Source organism: Janthinobacterium sp. GW823-FHT01H08, assembly GCF_058797855.1.
On the sequence record NZ_CM179504.1, the window covers coordinates 212,652 to 228,349 of the forward strand.

Sequence of the window (15,698 nt, forward strand, 5' to 3'; positions counted from 1 at the left end):
GCGGGCAAGCTACGGGGCGCCAATGAAAACAGGCTGCCAGCTTATAACTTTTTGGCATGCGATTGCTGCATTCTTTCATCAACTCGTATCGGGCTGCCTCTATACTTTGCTTGCAGCACCTTTTCACCTCCCCGAAATACAGAACTGATCGCATATGGCACTTAATTACATCTGGTCCGGCTTTTTCCTCGTTGGCTTCCTGGCCGCAGTGCTGCAGTGGCTGTTTCTCGGCGATACCGATATCTTCAAGCGCATCATCGACGGCACGTTCGAAACGGCGCGCATGGGCGTGATGGATATCGCCCTGCCGCTGGCGGGCGTGATGACCTTGTGGCTCGGCATCATGAACATCGGTGAAAAGGCGGGCATCGTCGGCTGGCTGGCAAAAGTCATCGCGCCGTTCTTTTCGCGCATCTTCCCGGAAATTCCGAAAGACCATCCGGCCACGGGCCACATGGTGATGAATTTCTCGGCCAACCTGCTGGGCCTGGACAATGCGGCCACGCCGTTCGGTTTAAAGGCCATGGAAAGCCTGCAAACCTTGAACCCGAACAAGGAAGAGGCGACGAATGCGCAAATCATGTTTTTGGTGCTGCACACCTCGGGCCTGACCCTGATTCCGCTGGCCATCATGGCGCAGCGCTCGATCCTCGGCGCGGCCGATCCGTCCGACATCTTTATCCCGTGCATGATCGCCACCTATGTCGCCACCATGGTCGGTATCATCACGGTATCCATCAAGCAGCGCATCAACTTGCTCAACAGGGTTGTGCTGGGCTGGATGGGCGGCATGACGAGCGCCATCGTCGCCATGATCTGGTATTTCACGCAGTACCTGACGAAGCAGGAAATCGAGCTGGTCTCGAAAGTGGTCAGCAACCTGGTGTTGATCAGCGTCATTGCCATCTTCATCATCGGCGCCCTGCGCAAGAAGGTGAACGTGTATGACGCCTTCATCGAAGGGGCGAAAGGCGGCATCCAGACCTCGATCACCGTGATTCCCTATCTGGTCGGCATGCTGGTGGCCATCAGCGTCATCCGCAACGCGGGCGTGTTCAATTTCCTGATGAGCGGCATGAACTGGTTTTTCGCCAACCTGGGCATCAATACGGACTTCGTGCCCGCCCTGCCGACGGCCATGATGAAGCCGCTCAGCGGTTCCGGCTCGAAAGCCATGATGATCGACGCCATGAATACCTACGGCGTCGACTCCTTCGTCGGCCGCCTGGCCTGCGTCTTCCAGGGCTCGGCCGACACCACCTTCTATATCGTGGCCCTGTACTTCGGCTCGGTGGGCATCCGCAAGACGCGCTATGCCATTACGGCCGGCCTGATCGCCGATCTGGCTGGCGTGGTCACGGCTGTCTTCGTCGCCTACGTCTTTTTCCATTAAGGAGCGCCATGTTTCGTCCCATCCTCATCGCCGCCTTGCTGGCTGGCATCGGCTTGTCGAATGCCCAGGCGCAATTGCCCGAATCCGTCAGCCTGCTATTGCGCAGCGCGAATATCCCCGAAGACGCCATGGGCGCCATCGTCTTGCGCGGCAACACCACCGTGCTGTCGCATGGGGCCGAGCGCAGCATGCAGCCCGCATCCACCATGAAGCTGGTGACGACGGCCGTGGGCCTGGAACAGCTGGGCCCCATCTTCCGCGGCCGCACGGAGCTGCGCACCAGCGCCGACGTCATCAATGGCGTGCTGAAGGGCGACCTGATCCTGCGCGGCGGCGCCGACACGGATTTCAACGGGGACGTGCTGGCGCACATGCTGCAAACCCTGCGCAACCAAGGCATCGTGAAAATCAAGGGCGACCTGATCCTGGACCGCCAGCTGTTCCAGCCGGCCCGGCCCGACATCGGCGCGCCGCCGTTCGACGAGTCGGCCGAGTTCCGCTACAACGTCATCCCCGATGCCTTGTTGTTGAACACTAATTTGCTCGATATCAATATGAACTCGACGGACCGGCAATTGAGCATCCTCATGCAGCCGCCGCTCGAGAATGTCAGCATCACGAGCGACATGAAACTGGTCAAGGGCAATTGCGCGCGATGGGAAGATGGCTGGCGTCCGCCAGAATACCGGCGCGATGCGAGCGGCAAGCTGCAAGTGATTCTGCACGGCACTTTCCCGCAAAACTGCAGCAAGGCGACCAGCATCAATGTGCTTGACCGCAACGATTATGCAGACCGCTTGTTCCGCGCCACGTGGAAACGCCTGGGCGGCACGATTACGGGCACGGTGCGCGAAGCGCCGTTGACCGGCTTGCCGCCGACGGCCGAACCCGTCGGCACGCGCATGCTGGCCGACCACGTGGCGCGCGCCTTGCCGGAAGTATTACGCGATATCAACAAGACCTCCGACAACACCCTGGCCCGCACCCTGTTCCTCAGCTTGGGCAGCTTGCAAAGCGATGGCTGGCTAGGCAGCCGCCCCGTCGCCATGGCTGCGCCGGAAGACACGGCCAGCCGGGCGCGGCAAGTGATCCAGGAATGGTTTCAGCGGCACCATATCGACACCCAGGGCATGCTGGTCGACAACGGTTCCGGCTTGTCGCGCACGGGACGCATTGCGCCAGCGCAAATGGCTGGCGTGCTGCAGGCGATGCAGCAAAGCCCGTGGGCGCCCGAGTTCCAATCCAGCCTGCCCATCGTGGCGCTGGACGGCACCATGCGCAAGCGCTTGCTGAACAGCCCGGCCGCCGCGCGGGCCCGCATCAAGACGGGGACATTAAAAAATGTGGTCGCCATCGCCGGCTACGTACCTGATGCGAATAATCAACAGTGCGTAGTGGTCGCCATGATCAATAGCGACTTGGTGGGCAACGGCAATGGCCGCGCCGCCGTCGATGCGCTGATCGAGTGGGTGGCCAGGAGCGGCGCCGTGCCGGTGGTGGCCGGCCAATAAGGCCGGTAGCGGCCTAGCGTGGTGCGCTGGCAAACGCCAGGCGCAGCACATACGCGGCGACAGCGCCGATTAGCAGGATCGTCACCAGCGACGCTTCCACACCGAAGGCGCCGCCCGTCAGCATGACATTGCCCGCCAGTTCGCCGCGCAGCAGGCCGTCCGTGGCCGCGTGGCCCGATACCGTCGAGGAAAACACTTGGCTGACACAGTAATTCCAGCCGACATGCGTGCCGATGCACACCCACAGGCGGCGCGTCCGCATGTACAGTGCGGCCTGCAGCACGCCATAGGTGACAATCGCGGCGATGGCCAGCAGCGAAAAACCGGCATTGGGCAAATGGGCCAGGGCGAACACCAGCGATGAAATCACGATGGCGGCCTTGCTGCCCAGCGCACGTGCCGTCACGCCGAACAGGATGCCGCGAAACATCATCTCCTCGGCCATGCCGACCAGCACGAGTTCCGCCAGCGGCAGCAGCAACATGAAGCTCGGGGCGTTGACGCCGCTAAACTGATATACGCCCAGCGCTGCCAGCACGACAAAGGTGAGAAAGACCAGTCCGGCGCCGAGCAGCAATCCGCGTCCCAGTTCACGCGCCATGCCCGGCATTGCCAATTCGGCCGGCTGGCGCTTCTCGATGCACCGCACATAGAAACGGTAGCCGCACCACACGAGCAGCGCCGCCAGCAACTGCGGCCACAGGATGCGGTAGGGCTTTTCCACCAGTTGGGAAGCGGTGCCCATTACCAGCGGTATCCCGGCAAAGGTAAGGACCATGCCCAGCACAATCTGCACCAGGGGATAGGCCATCAGGCGGGCCAGAGGGGATTTTTTTGTTGCCATGCTCAGGGTATTGTCCATCGTCGCTTTCCTCAGATAGTTTTCAGGGCGTTGTTTTTAGCTGCTTGCTTGTATCGCGGATACGCTCGCCAAATGAGCGCTGTTCCAGCATCGTGATGGCTTGCGCCAGGCATGTGGATAAAGGAAATGCCAATTCCGCATCCAGGCTGTCGGCAGCACACTTGGTCGCCTGCCAGCACCTCTGCAGATGGGGCAGCAGGGCCTCACCCTGGCTACTCAGGCGTACCACGCGCTGACGGCCATCCTCGCCACCGGCTGCCACCAGCAGCAAGCCTTCCTTTTTCATCAATGCCACCGTTTGGGTGACGGCCGGCTGCGTGATGCCCGCCAGCTCGGCCAACTGGCCGATGGTCGCGCTCTGCTGTTGCGCCAGCACCCGCATCACGGGCGTGTAGCGCGGCCGGTAATCGAGACCCGCGTCCGCGTAGGCTTGCTGGACGGCGCCGTCCAGCAGTTCGATCAGGTGGCGTAGTTGTGTTCCGAGTCCTTGTTTCATGTAGCGATAGTAACAGCATTTACATAAGCACTTATATAAATGCTGAAAGCTGTTGCATTTTATGCACAAAGTAGCAGGGGGTAGCTGAAAAGAGGAGGAGTGGCGAGGAATCGCCAGACGAAAAAAAACCCCACCGGAGTCCGGCGGGGTTTTTCTCTACTGCGAATAACAAGCCTGACGATAACCTACTTTCACACTGGTTGCAGCACTATCATCGGCGCAAAGTTGTTTCACGGTCCTGTTCGGGATGGGAAGGGGTGGGACCAACTTGCTATGGTCATCAGGCATAACTTGTACCGGCGTTTGTCTCCTGTAGGACGACAAGGCCATGAATCTGGAAGAAGCAAAGATTGGGGTAATGAATTGGTGTATCAACACACACGCAACGTTGTACCGTCTTATCCTCTGTACCTGCTAAGGTTATAGGGACAAGCCGTACGGGCAATTAGTACTGGTTAGCTTAATGCATTACTGCACTTCCACACCCAGCCTATCAACGTCCTGGTCTCGAACGACCCTTCAAAGAGCTCAAGGCTCTGGGAAATCTCATCTCAAGGCAAGTTTCCCGCTTAGATGCTTTCAGCGGTTATCTCTTCCGAACTTAGCTACCCGGCAATGCCACTGGCGTGACAACCGGTACACCAGAGGTTCGTCCACTCCGGTCCTCTCGTACTAGGAGCAGCCCCCTTCAAATTTCCAACGCCCACGGCAGATAGGGACCAAACTGTCTCACGACGTTTTAAACCCAGCTCACGTACCACTTTAAATGGCGAACAGCCATACCCTTGGGACCGGCTACAGCCCCAGGATGTGATGAGCCGACATCGAGGTGCCAAACTCCCCCGTCGATATGAACTCTTGGGAGGAATCAGCCTGTTATCCCCAGAGTACCTTTTATCCGTTGAGCGATGGCCCTTCCATACAGAACCACCGGATCACTATGTCCTACTTTCGTACCTGCTCGACTTGTCAGTCTCGCAGTTAAGCACGCTTATGCCATTGCACTATCAACACGATGTCCGACCGTATCTAGCGTACCTTCGAACTCCTCCGTTACACTTTAGGAGGAGACCGCCCCAGTCAAACTGCCTACCATGCACTGTCCCCGATCCGGATAACGGACCAAGGTTAGAACCTCAAACAAACCAGGGTGGTATTTCAAGGTTGGCTCCACGAGAACTAGCGTCCCCGCTTCAAAGCCTCCCACCTATCCTACACAGATTGGTTCAAAGTCCAATGCAAAGCTACAGTAAAGGTTCATGGGGTCTTTCCGTCTAGCCGCGGGTAGATTGCATCATCACAAACATTTCAACTTCGCTGAGTCTCGGGAGGAGACAGTGTGGCCATCGTTACGCCATTCGTGCAGGTCGGAACTTACCCGACAAGGAATTTCGCTACCTTAGGACCGTTATAGTTACGGCCGCCGTTTACTGGGACTTCAATCAAGAGCTTGCACCCCATCATTTAATCTTCCAGCACCGGGCAGGCGTCACACCCTATACGTCCACTTTCGTGTTTGCAGAGTGCTGTGTTTTTATTAAACAGTCGCAGCCACCAGTTTATTGCAACCCTTTCACCCTTCTGGAGTAAACCAGTCAAGCTACCGGGGCGTACCTTTTCCCGAAGTTACGGTACCAATTTGCCGAGTTCCTTCTCCCGAGTTCTCTCAAGCGCCTTAGAATACTCATCTCGCCCACCTGTGTCGGTTTGCGGTACGGTCTCGTATGACTGAAGCTTAGAGGCTTTTCTTGGAACCACTTCCGATTGCTTCGTGAACAAGTTCACTCGTCCCATCCCCTTGAATTCCGCGCCCGGATTTGCCTAAGCGCCTTCTATGAGACAGAAACTGACTATTCCAACAGTCAGACAACCTTCCGCGATCCGTCCCCCCATCGCATCATACGACGGTGCAGGAATATTAACCTGCTTCCCATCAGCTACGCATCTCTGCCTCGCCTTAGGGGCCGACTCACCCTGCTCCGATGAACGTTGAACAGGAAACCTTGGGCTTACGGCGTGGAGGCTTTTCACCCCCATTATCGCTACTCATGTCAGCATTCGCACTTCTGATACCTCCAGCATCCTTTACAAGACACCTTCGCAGGCTTACAGAACGCTCTCCTACCATATATATCTGTGATAAATCACAGAACAATATCCGCAGCTTCGGTGACTGGCTTAGCCCCGTTACATCTTCCGCGCAGGACGACTCGATCAGTGAGCTATTACGCTTTCTTTAAATGATGGCTGCTTCTAAGCCAACATCCTGACTGTTTTAGCCTTCCCACTTCGTTTTCCACTTAGCCAATCTTTGGGACCTTAGCTGGCGGTCTGGGTTGTTTCCCTCTTGACGCCGGACGTTAGCACCCGACGTCTGTCTCCCAAGCTCGCACTCATCGGTATTCGGAGTTTGCAATGGTTTGGTAAGTCGCAATGACCCCCTAGCCATAACAGTGCTCTACCCCCGATGGTGATACTTGAGGCACTACCTAAATAGTTTTCGGAGAGAACCAGCTATTTCCAAGTTTGTTTAGCCTTTCACCCCTACCCACAGCTCATCCCCTAATTTTTCAACATTAGTGGGTTCGGACCTCCAGGGCGTGTTACCGCACCTTCATCCTGGCCATGAGTAGATCACTTGGTTTCGGGTCTACACCCAGCGACTGATCGCCCTATTCGGACTCGATTTCTCTACGGCTTCCCTATGCGGTTAACCTTGCCACTGAATGTAAGTCGCTGACCCATTATACAAAAGGTACGCAGTCACGGAACAAGTCCGCTCCTACTGTTTGTATGCACACGGTTTCAGGATCTATTTCACTCCCCTTCCGGGGTTCTTTTCGCCTTTCCCTCACGGTACTGGTTCACTATCGGTCGATTACGAGTATTTAGCCTTGGAGGATGGTCCCCCCATATTCAGACAGGATGTCACGTGTCCCGCCCTACTTGTCGTACGCTTAGTACCACCGGTCCGATTTCACATACGGGGCTATCACCCGCTATGGCTCCTATTTCCAGAGGATTCTGTTATCGGTCCGACTATCACGTACAGGCTCTTCCCATTTCGCTCGCCGCTACTTTGGGAATCTCGGTTGATTTCTTTTCCTGCAGCTACTTAGATGTTTCAGTTCGCCGCGTTCGCCTTGCATACCTATGTATTCAGTATGCAATACCCTAAAAGGGTGGGTTGCCCCATTCGGAAATCTGCGGATCAAAGTGTGTTTGCTCACTCCCCGCAGCTTATCGCAAGCTACTACGTCCTTCATCGCCTGTAATCGCCAAGGCATCCACCATGTGCACTTATTCGCTTGTCCCTATAACGTTAGCCTCTGATCACCGAGGTGATCAAAGAGCGCTACAGGGATAAGAAAGTACAACGTTGTTGCTTGTTTGTTGATACATACAATCATTACCCATCGATTTGCTTTTTACGGCAAACCGATCAATAAATAATCTTTACTTCTTCCAGATTGTTAAAGAACGAAACAGCTTTGATCGCTAAAAGATCAAATCTAAACCTGAGTCTATTTGACTGGCTTACATTTGCACTTTCGGGTAAAACTTTGGTGGAGGATGACGGGATCGAACCGACGACCCCCTGCTTGCAAAGCAGGTGCTCTCCCAGCTGAGCTAATCCCCCAGGATATTTCTACGACTCGGGTCTTACTGGTAGGGCTGGTTGGACTCGAACCAACGACCCCCGCGTTATCAACACGGTGCTCTAACCAGCTGAGCTACAGCCCCAACGCGGAACTTCTACGACTACTGTTTCTTCTTTGACTAACAGCCGATAAGTGTGAACATTTGATGCGTGAATCATTTACATGATTCGTGCAAACTCTAGAAAGGAGGTGATCCAGCCGCACCTTCCGATACGGCTACCTTGTTACGACTTCACCCCAGTCACGAATCCTACCGTGGTAAGCGCCCTCCTTACGGTTAAGCTACCTACTTCTGGTAAAACCCGCTCCCATGGTGTGACGGGCGGTGTGTACAAGACCCGGGAACGTATTCACCGCGACATGCTGATCCGCGATTACTAGCGATTCCAACTTCATGCAGTCGAGTTGCAGACTACAATCCGGACTACGATACACTTTCTGCGATTAGCTCCCCCTCGCGGGTTGGCGGCGCTCTGTATGTACCATTGTATGACGTGTGAAGCCCTACCCATAAGGGCCATGAGGACTTGACGTCATCCCCACCTTCCTCCGGTTTGTCACCGGCAGTCTCATTAGAGTGCCCTTTCGTAGCAACTAATGACAAGGGTTGCGCTCGTTGCGGGACTTAACCCAACATCTCACGACACGAGCTGACGACAGCCATGCAGCACCTGTGTACTGGTTCTCTTTCGAGCACTCCCCAATCTCTCGGGGATTCCAGCCATGTCAAGGGTAGGTAAGGTTTTTCGCGTTGCATCGAATTAATCCACATCATCCACCGCTTGTGCGGGTCCCCGTCAATTCCTTTGAGTTTTAATCTTGCGACCGTACTCCCCAGGCGGTCTACTTCACGCGTTAGCTGCGTTACCAAGTCAATTAAGACCCGACAACTAGTAGACATCGTTTAGGGCGTGGACTACCAGGGTATCTAATCCTGTTTGCTCCCCACGCTTTCGTGCATGAGCGTCAATCTTGACCCAGGGGGCTGCCTTCGCCATCGGTGTTCCTCCACATATCTACGCATTTCACTGCTACACGTGGAATTCTACCCCCCTCTGCCAGATTCTAGCCTTGCAGTCTCCAATGCAATTCCCAGGTTGAGCCCGGGGATTTCACATCAGACTTACAAAACCGCCTGCGCACGCTTTACGCCCAGTAATTCCGATTAACGCTTGCACCCTACGTATTACCGCGGCTGCTGGCACGTAGTTAGCCGGTGCTTATTCTTCAGGTACCGTCATTAGCAAGAGATATTAGCTCTCACCGTTTCTTCCCTGACAAAAGAGCTTTACAACCCGAAGGCCTTCTTCACTCACGCGGCATTGCTGGATCAGGCTTTCGCCCATTGTCCAAAATTCCCCACTGCTGCCTCCCGTAGGAGTCTGGACCGTGTCTCAGTTCCAGTGTGGCTGGTCGTCCTCTCAGACCAGCTACTGATCGATGCCTTGGTAGGCTTTTACCCTACCAACTAGCTAATCAGATATCGGCCGCTCCACGAGCATGAGGTCTTGCGATCCCCCACTTTCATCCGTAGATCGTATGCGGTATTAGCGTAACTTTCGCTACGTTATCCCCCACTCCAGGGTACGTTCCGATATATTACTCACCCGTTCGCCACTCGCCACCAGAGCAAGCTCCGTGCTGCCGTTCGACTTGCATGTGTAAGGCATGCCGCCAGCGTTCAATCTGAGCCAGGATCAAACTCTTCAGTTTAATCTCTGTTACTTTGCCGTTTTACCGGCACCGTCATTGCTGACGGGTCGCTCACTCAAAAAACTGACAGGCCACTACTTTCGTAGCGCCTATTTCATTATTTCTTGTGAACATTTGATATTTTAAGTTAGACGCCAATCCGAAGATTGACGCTGCACTTACATCAAATGCCCACACTTATCGACTGTTAATTGTTAAAGAACTGTATTCGGTGCTACTTTCGCGCTATCGACAAAGCGTTGTGTTTGTCAGCTGCGAAGAAGGAAGATTATGAAGCATTTCGCTAAATCCGTCAACCTTCTTTTTACTACCCTCACCGTTTCCAGTGATCCCGTTGTTTCGCAAACTGCAGCGTCTCATTGGGGAGGCGAACTATAGCAAAGCTATGCGAAGGCAGCAAGGTTTATTCTAAGAAAGTGTGAACTATCATTATTCAATGCTATATCAACATCAAATCGACCAGATAATTACATTCGGAATACCCGGCTAGCTGTTTCTACAGGTGCATTAAGCGGCATATTCATTGCATCTGCATTGGGTGGCGCCGGCCAGGCAACTGCACCAGGGCTGGTCGTAGGGTCGAATTGATCGGCTGGCATTGTTGTCGGATTACGCTACGCTAATCCGACCTACTGAACTTTACATGAGCGTAGGTCGGATCAGGCCGCAGGCCGTCATCCGACAACACTACGCTAATCCAGCCCACCCGACTTGGTCGATGTCGGTCGGCGCAGGCCGGCGTAGGTCGGCGCAGGCCGGCGTAGGTCGGCTTAGCGCAGCGTAAGCCGACACACCGCCAGCACATCCAACCACCAGACGAAAAAAAACCCCACCGGAGTCCGGCGGGGTTTTTCTCTTACTGCGTATAACAAGCCTGACGATAACCTACTTTCACACTGGTTGCAGCACTATCATCGGCGCAAAGTTGTTTCACGGTCCTGTTCGGGATGGGAAGGGGTGGGACCAACTTGCTATGGTCATCAGGCATAACTTGTACCGGCGTTTGTCTCCTGTAGGACGACAAGGCCATGAATCTGGAAGAAGCAAAGATTGGGGTAATGAATTGGTGTATCAACACACACGCAACGTTGTACCGTCTTATCCTCTGTACCTGCTAAGGTTATAGGGACAAGCCGTACGGGCAATTAGTACTGGTTAGCTTAATGCATTACTGCACTTCCACACCCAGCCTATCAACGTCCTGGTCTCGAACGACCCTTCAAAGAGCTCAAGGCTCTGGGAAATCTCATCTCAAGGCAAGTTTCCCGCTTAGATGCTTTCAGCGGTTATCTCTTCCGAACTTAGCTACCCGGCAATGCCACTGGCGTGACAACCGGTACACCAGAGGTTCGTCCACTCCGGTCCTCTCGTACTAGGAGCAGCCCCCTTCAAATTTCCAACGCCCACGGCAGATAGGGACCAAACTGTCTCACGACGTTTTAAACCCAGCTCACGTACCACTTTAAATGGCGAACAGCCATACCCTTGGGACCGGCTACAGCCCCAGGATGTGATGAGCCGACATCGAGGTGCCAAACTCCCCCGTCGATATGAACTCTTGGGAGGAATCAGCCTGTTATCCCCAGAGTACCTTTTATCCGTTGAGCGATGGCCCTTCCATACAGAACCACCGGATCACTATGTCCTACTTTCGTACCTGCTCGACTTGTCAGTCTCGCAGTTAAGCACGCTTATGCCATTGCACTATCAACACGATGTCCGACCGTATCTAGCGTACCTTCGAACTCCTCCGTTACACTTTAGGAGGAGACCGCCCCAGTCAAACTGCCTACCATGCACTGTCCCCGATCCGGATAACGGACCAAGGTTAGAACCTCAAACAAACCAGGGTGGTATTTCAAGGTTGGCTCCACGAGAACTAGCGTCCCCGCTTCAAAGCCTCCCACCTATCCTACACAGATTGGTTCAAAGTCCAATGCAAAGCTACAGTAAAGGTTCATGGGGTCTTTCCGTCTAGCCGCGGGTAGATTGCATCATCACAAACATTTCAACTTCGCTGAGTCTCGGGAGGAGACAGTGTGGCCATCGTTACGCCATTCGTGCAGGTCGGAACTTACCCGACAAGGAATTTCGCTACCTTAGGACCGTTATAGTTACGGCCGCCGTTTACTGGGACTTCAATCAAGAGCTTGCACCCCATCATTTAATCTTCCAGCACCGGGCAGGCGTCACACCCTATACGTCCACTTTCGTGTTTGCAGAGTGCTGTGTTTTTATTAAACAGTCGCAGCCACCAGTTTATTGCAACCCTTTCACCCTTCTGGAGTAAACCAGTCAAGCTACCGGGGCGTACCTTTTCCCGAAGTTACGGTACCAATTTGCCGAGTTCCTTCTCCCGAGTTCTCTCAAGCGCCTTAGAATACTCATCTCGCCCACCTGTGTCGGTTTGCGGTACGGTCTCGTATGACTGAAGCTTAGAGGCTTTTCTTGGAACCACTTCCGATTGCTTCGTGAACAAGTTCACTCGTCCCATCCCCTTGAATTCCGCGCCCGGATTTGCCTAAGCGCCTTCTATGAGACAGAAACTGACTATTCCAACAGTCAGACAACCTTCCGCGATCCGTCCCCCCATCGCATCATACGACGGTGCAGGAATATTAACCTGCTTCCCATCAGCTACGCATCTCTGCCTCGCCTTAGGGGCCGACTCACCCTGCTCCGATGAACGTTGAACAGGAAACCTTGGGCTTACGGCGTGGAGGCTTTTCACCCCCATTATCGCTACTCATGTCAGCATTCGCACTTCTGATACCTCCAGCATCCTTTACAAGACACCTTCGCAGGCTTACAGAACGCTCTCCTACCATATATATCTGTGATAAATCACAGAACAATATCCGCAGCTTCGGTGACTGGCTTAGCCCCGTTACATCTTCCGCGCAGGACGACTCGATCAGTGAGCTATTACGCTTTCTTTAAATGATGGCTGCTTCTAAGCCAACATCCTGACTGTTTTAGCCTTCCCACTTCGTTTTCCACTTAGCCAATCTTTGGGACCTTAGCTGGCGGTCTGGGTTGTTTCCCTCTTGACGCCGGACGTTAGCACCCGACGTCTGTCTCCCAAGCTCGCACTCATCGGTATTCGGAGTTTGCAATGGTTTGGTAAGTCGCAATGACCCCCTAGCCATAACAGTGCTCTACCCCCGATGGTGATACTTGAGGCACTACCTAAATAGTTTTCGGAGAGAACCAGCTATTTCCAAGTTTGTTTAGCCTTTCACCCCTACCCACAGCTCATCCCCTAATTTTTCAACATTAGTGGGTTCGGACCTCCAGGGCGTGTTACCGCACCTTCATCCTGGCCATGAGTAGATCACTTGGTTTCGGGTCTACACCCAGCGACTGATCGCCCTATTCGGACTCGATTTCTCTACGGCTTCCCTATGCGGTTAACCTTGCCACTGAATGTAAGTCGCTGACCCATTATACAAAAGGTACGCAGTCACGGAACAAGTCCGCTCCTACTGTTTGTATGCACACGGTTTCAGGATCTATTTCACTCCCCTTCCGGGGTTCTTTTCGCCTTTCCCTCACGGTACTGGTTCACTATCGGTCGATTACGAGTATTTAGCCTTGGAGGATGGTCCCCCCATATTCAGACAGGATGTCACGTGTCCCGCCCTACTTGTCGTACGCTTAGTACCACCGGTCCGATTTCACATACGGGGCTATCACCCGCTATGGCTCCTATTTCCAGAGGATTCTGTTATCGGTCCGACTATCACGTACAGGCTCCTCCCATTTCGCTCGCCGCTACTTTGGGAATCTCGGTTGATTTCTTTTCCTGCAGCTACTTAGATGTTTCAGTTCGCCGCGTTCGCCTTGCATACCTATGTATTCAGTATGCAATACCCTAAAAGGGTGGGTTGCCCCATTCGGAAATCTGCGGATCAAAGTGTGTTTGCTCACTCCCCGCAGCTTATCGCAAGCTACTACGTCCTTCATCGCCTGTAATCGCCAAGGCATCCACCATGTGCACTTATTCGCTTGTCCCTATAACGTTAGCCTCTGATAGTCGAAACCATCAAAGAGCGCTACAGGGATAAGAAAGTACAACGTTGTTGCTTGTTTGTTGATACATACAATCATTACCCATCGATTTGCGTTTTACGGCAAACCGATCAATAAATAATCTTTACTTCTTCCAGATTGTTAAAGAACATACAGCACTTGATCTCGAAAAGACCAAACCTAAATCCCGGCGCCATCTGCGCTGATTTACGTTTGAACTTTTGGTGGAGGATGACGGGATCGAACCGACGACCCCCTGCTTGCAAAGCAGGTGCTCTCCCAGCTGAGCTAATCCCCCTATGGGTATTTCCAGACTACAGAAACTGGTAGGGCTGGTTGGACTCGAACCAACGACCCCCGCGTTATCAACACGGTGCTCTAACCAGCTGAGCTACAGCCCCAAATGCTGTTCTTCTTTATTAACAGCCGATAAGTGTGAACATTTGATGCGTGAATCATTTACATGATTCGTGCAAACTCTAGAAAGGAGGTGATCCAGCCGCACCTTCCGATACGGCTACCTTGTTACGACTTCACCCCAGTCACGAATCCTACCGTGGTAAGCGCCCTCCTTACGGTTAAGCTACCTACTTCTGGTAAAACCCGCTCCCATGGTGTGACGGGCGGTGTGTACAAGACCCGGGAACGTATTCACCGCGACATGCTGATCCGCGATTACTAGCGATTCCAACTTCATGCAGTCGAGTTGCAGACTACAATCCGGACTACGATACACTTTCTGCGATTAGCTCCCCCTCGCGGGTTGGCGGCGCTCTGTATGTACCATTGTATGACGTGTGAAGCCCTACCCATAAGGGCCATGAGGACTTGACGTCATCCCCACCTTCCTCCGGTTTGTCACCGGCAGTCTCATTAGAGTGCCCTTTCGTAGCAACTAATGACAAGGGTTGCGCTCGTTGCGGGACTTAACCCAACATCTCACGACACGAGCTGACGACAGCCATGCAGCACCTGTGTACTGGTTCTCTTTCGAGCACTCCCCAATCTCTCGGGGATTCCAGCCATGTCAAGGGTAGGTAAGGTTTTTCGCGTTGCATCGAATTAATCCACATCATCCACCGCTTGTGCGGGTCCCCGTCAATTCCTTTGAGTTTTAATCTTGCGACCGTACTCCCCAGGCGGTCTACTTCACGCGTTAGCTGCGTTACCAAGTCAATTAAGACCCGACAACTAGTAGACATCGTTTAGGGCGTGGACTACCAGGGTATCTAATCCTGTTTGCTCCCCACGCTTTCGTGCATGAGCGTCAATCTTGACCCAGGGGGCTGCCTTCGCCATCGGTGTTCCTCCACATATCTACGCATTTCACTGCTACACGTGGAATTCTACCCCCCTCTGCCAGATTCTAGCCTTGCAGTCTCCAATGCAATTCCCAGGTTGAGCCCGGGGATTTCACATCAGACTTACAAAACCGCCTGCGCACGCTTTACGCCCAGTAATTCCGATTAACGCTTGCACCCTACGTATTACCGCGGCTGCTGGCACGTAGTTAGCCGGTGCTTATTCTTCAGGTACCGTCATTAGCAAGAGATATTAGCTCTCACCGTTTCTTCCCTGACAAAAGAGCTTTACAACCCGAAGGCCTTCTTCACTCACGCGGCATTGCTGGATCAGGCTTTCGCCCATTGTCCAAAATTCCCCACTGCTGCCTCCCGTAGGAGTCTGGACCGTGTCTCAGTTCCAGTGTGGCTGGTCGTCCTCTCAGACCAGCTACTGATCGATGCCTTGGTAGGCTTTTACCCTACCAACTAGCTAATCAGATATCGGCCGCTCCACGAGCATGAGGTCTTGCGATCCCCCACTTTCATCCGTAGATCGTATGCGGTATTAGCGTAACTTTCGCTACGTTATCCCCCACTCCAGGGTACGTTCCGATATATTACTCACCCGTTCGCCACTCGCCACCAGAGCAAGCTCCGTGCTGCCGTTCGACTTGCATGTGTAAGGCATGCCGCCAGCGTTCAATCTGAGCCAGGATCAAACTCTTCAGTTTAATCTCTGTTACTTT

The 15,698-nt window shown here is 53.7% G+C and carries 4 protein-coding genes, 4 tRNA genes and 6 rRNA genes; 2 read left to right on the top strand and 12 right to left on the bottom strand.

Annotation, left to right across the window (positions count from 1 at the left end):
* Positions 1-154: 154 nt before the first annotated feature.
* Together AC3RCG_RS00855 and dacB are read left to right on the top strand one after the other, a co-directional pair.
* Positions 155-1,393, top strand: a complete 1,239-nt coding sequence (locus tag AC3RCG_RS00855) for a nucleoside recognition domain-containing protein (RefSeq protein WP_070221728.1) — start codon at positions 155-157, stop codon at positions 1,391-1,393.
* A gap of 8 nt (positions 1,394-1,401) precedes the next feature.
* The gene (dacB, locus tag AC3RCG_RS00860; RefSeq protein ID WP_492404844.1) at positions 1,402-2,904 is read left to right on the top strand and encodes a D-alanyl-D-alanine carboxypeptidase/D-alanyl-D-alanine endopeptidase; all 1,503 of its coding nucleotides are present in this window, start codon (positions 1,402-1,404) and stop codon (positions 2,902-2,904) included.
* Positions 2,905-2,917: 13 nt separating this feature from the next.
* On the opposite strand, the gene AC3RCG_RS00865 is transcribed toward dacB, so the two are convergent.
* The 12 genes from AC3RCG_RS00865 to AC3RCG_RS00920 all read right to left on the bottom strand — a co-directional run bounded on the left by AC3RCG_RS00865 (position 2,918) and on the right by AC3RCG_RS00920 (position 15,683).
* Positions 2,918-3,766: a CPBP family intramembrane glutamic endopeptidase gene (locus AC3RCG_RS00865; protein ID WP_409027550.1), complete on the bottom strand. Its 849-nt coding sequence runs from the start codon at positions 3,764-3,766 to the stop codon at positions 2,918-2,920.
* 22 nt (positions 3,767-3,788) lie between these two features.
* The gene (locus tag AC3RCG_RS00870; protein ID WP_070221725.1) at positions 3,789-4,262 is read right to left on the bottom strand and encodes a MarR family winged helix-turn-helix transcriptional regulator; all 474 of its coding nucleotides are present in this window, start codon (positions 4,260-4,262) and stop codon (positions 3,789-3,791) included.
* Between the two features lie 172 nt (positions 4,263-4,434).
* Positions 4,435-4,547 (bottom strand): 5S ribosomal RNA (gene rrf, locus AC3RCG_RS00875).
* Between the two features lie 139 nt (positions 4,548-4,686).
* A 23S ribosomal RNA gene (locus AC3RCG_RS00880) occupies positions 4,687-7,576 on the bottom strand.
* A gap of 250 nt (positions 7,577-7,826) precedes the next feature.
* A tRNA-Ala gene (locus AC3RCG_RS00885) sits at positions 7,827-7,902 on the bottom strand.
* A gap of 27 nt (positions 7,903-7,929) precedes the next feature.
* Positions 7,930-8,006 (bottom strand) — tRNA-Ile (locus AC3RCG_RS00890).
* Positions 8,007-8,106: 100 nt separating this feature from the next.
* Positions 8,107-9,637: ribosomal RNA gene (locus tag AC3RCG_RS00895) — 16S ribosomal RNA — on the bottom strand.
* 872 nt (positions 9,638-10,509) lie between these two features.
* Positions 10,510-10,622: ribosomal RNA gene (rrf, locus tag AC3RCG_RS00900) — 5S ribosomal RNA — on the bottom strand.
* Positions 10,623-10,761: 139 nt separating this feature from the next.
* Positions 10,762-13,651: ribosomal RNA gene (locus AC3RCG_RS00905) — 23S ribosomal RNA — on the bottom strand.
* A gap of 240 nt (positions 13,652-13,891) precedes the next feature.
* A tRNA-Ala gene (locus AC3RCG_RS00910) sits at positions 13,892-13,967 on the bottom strand.
* 26 nt (positions 13,968-13,993) lie between these two features.
* Positions 13,994-14,070: transfer RNA gene (locus tag AC3RCG_RS00915), tRNA-Ile, on the bottom strand.
* An 82-nt stretch (positions 14,071-14,152) separates the two neighbouring features.
* Positions 14,153-15,683: ribosomal RNA gene (locus AC3RCG_RS00920) — 16S ribosomal RNA — on the bottom strand.
* The 16S, 23S and 5S rRNA genes sit together here with 4 tRNA genes alongside, the layout of an rRNA operon.
* Between the last annotated feature and the right edge of the window lie 15 nt (positions 15,684-15,698).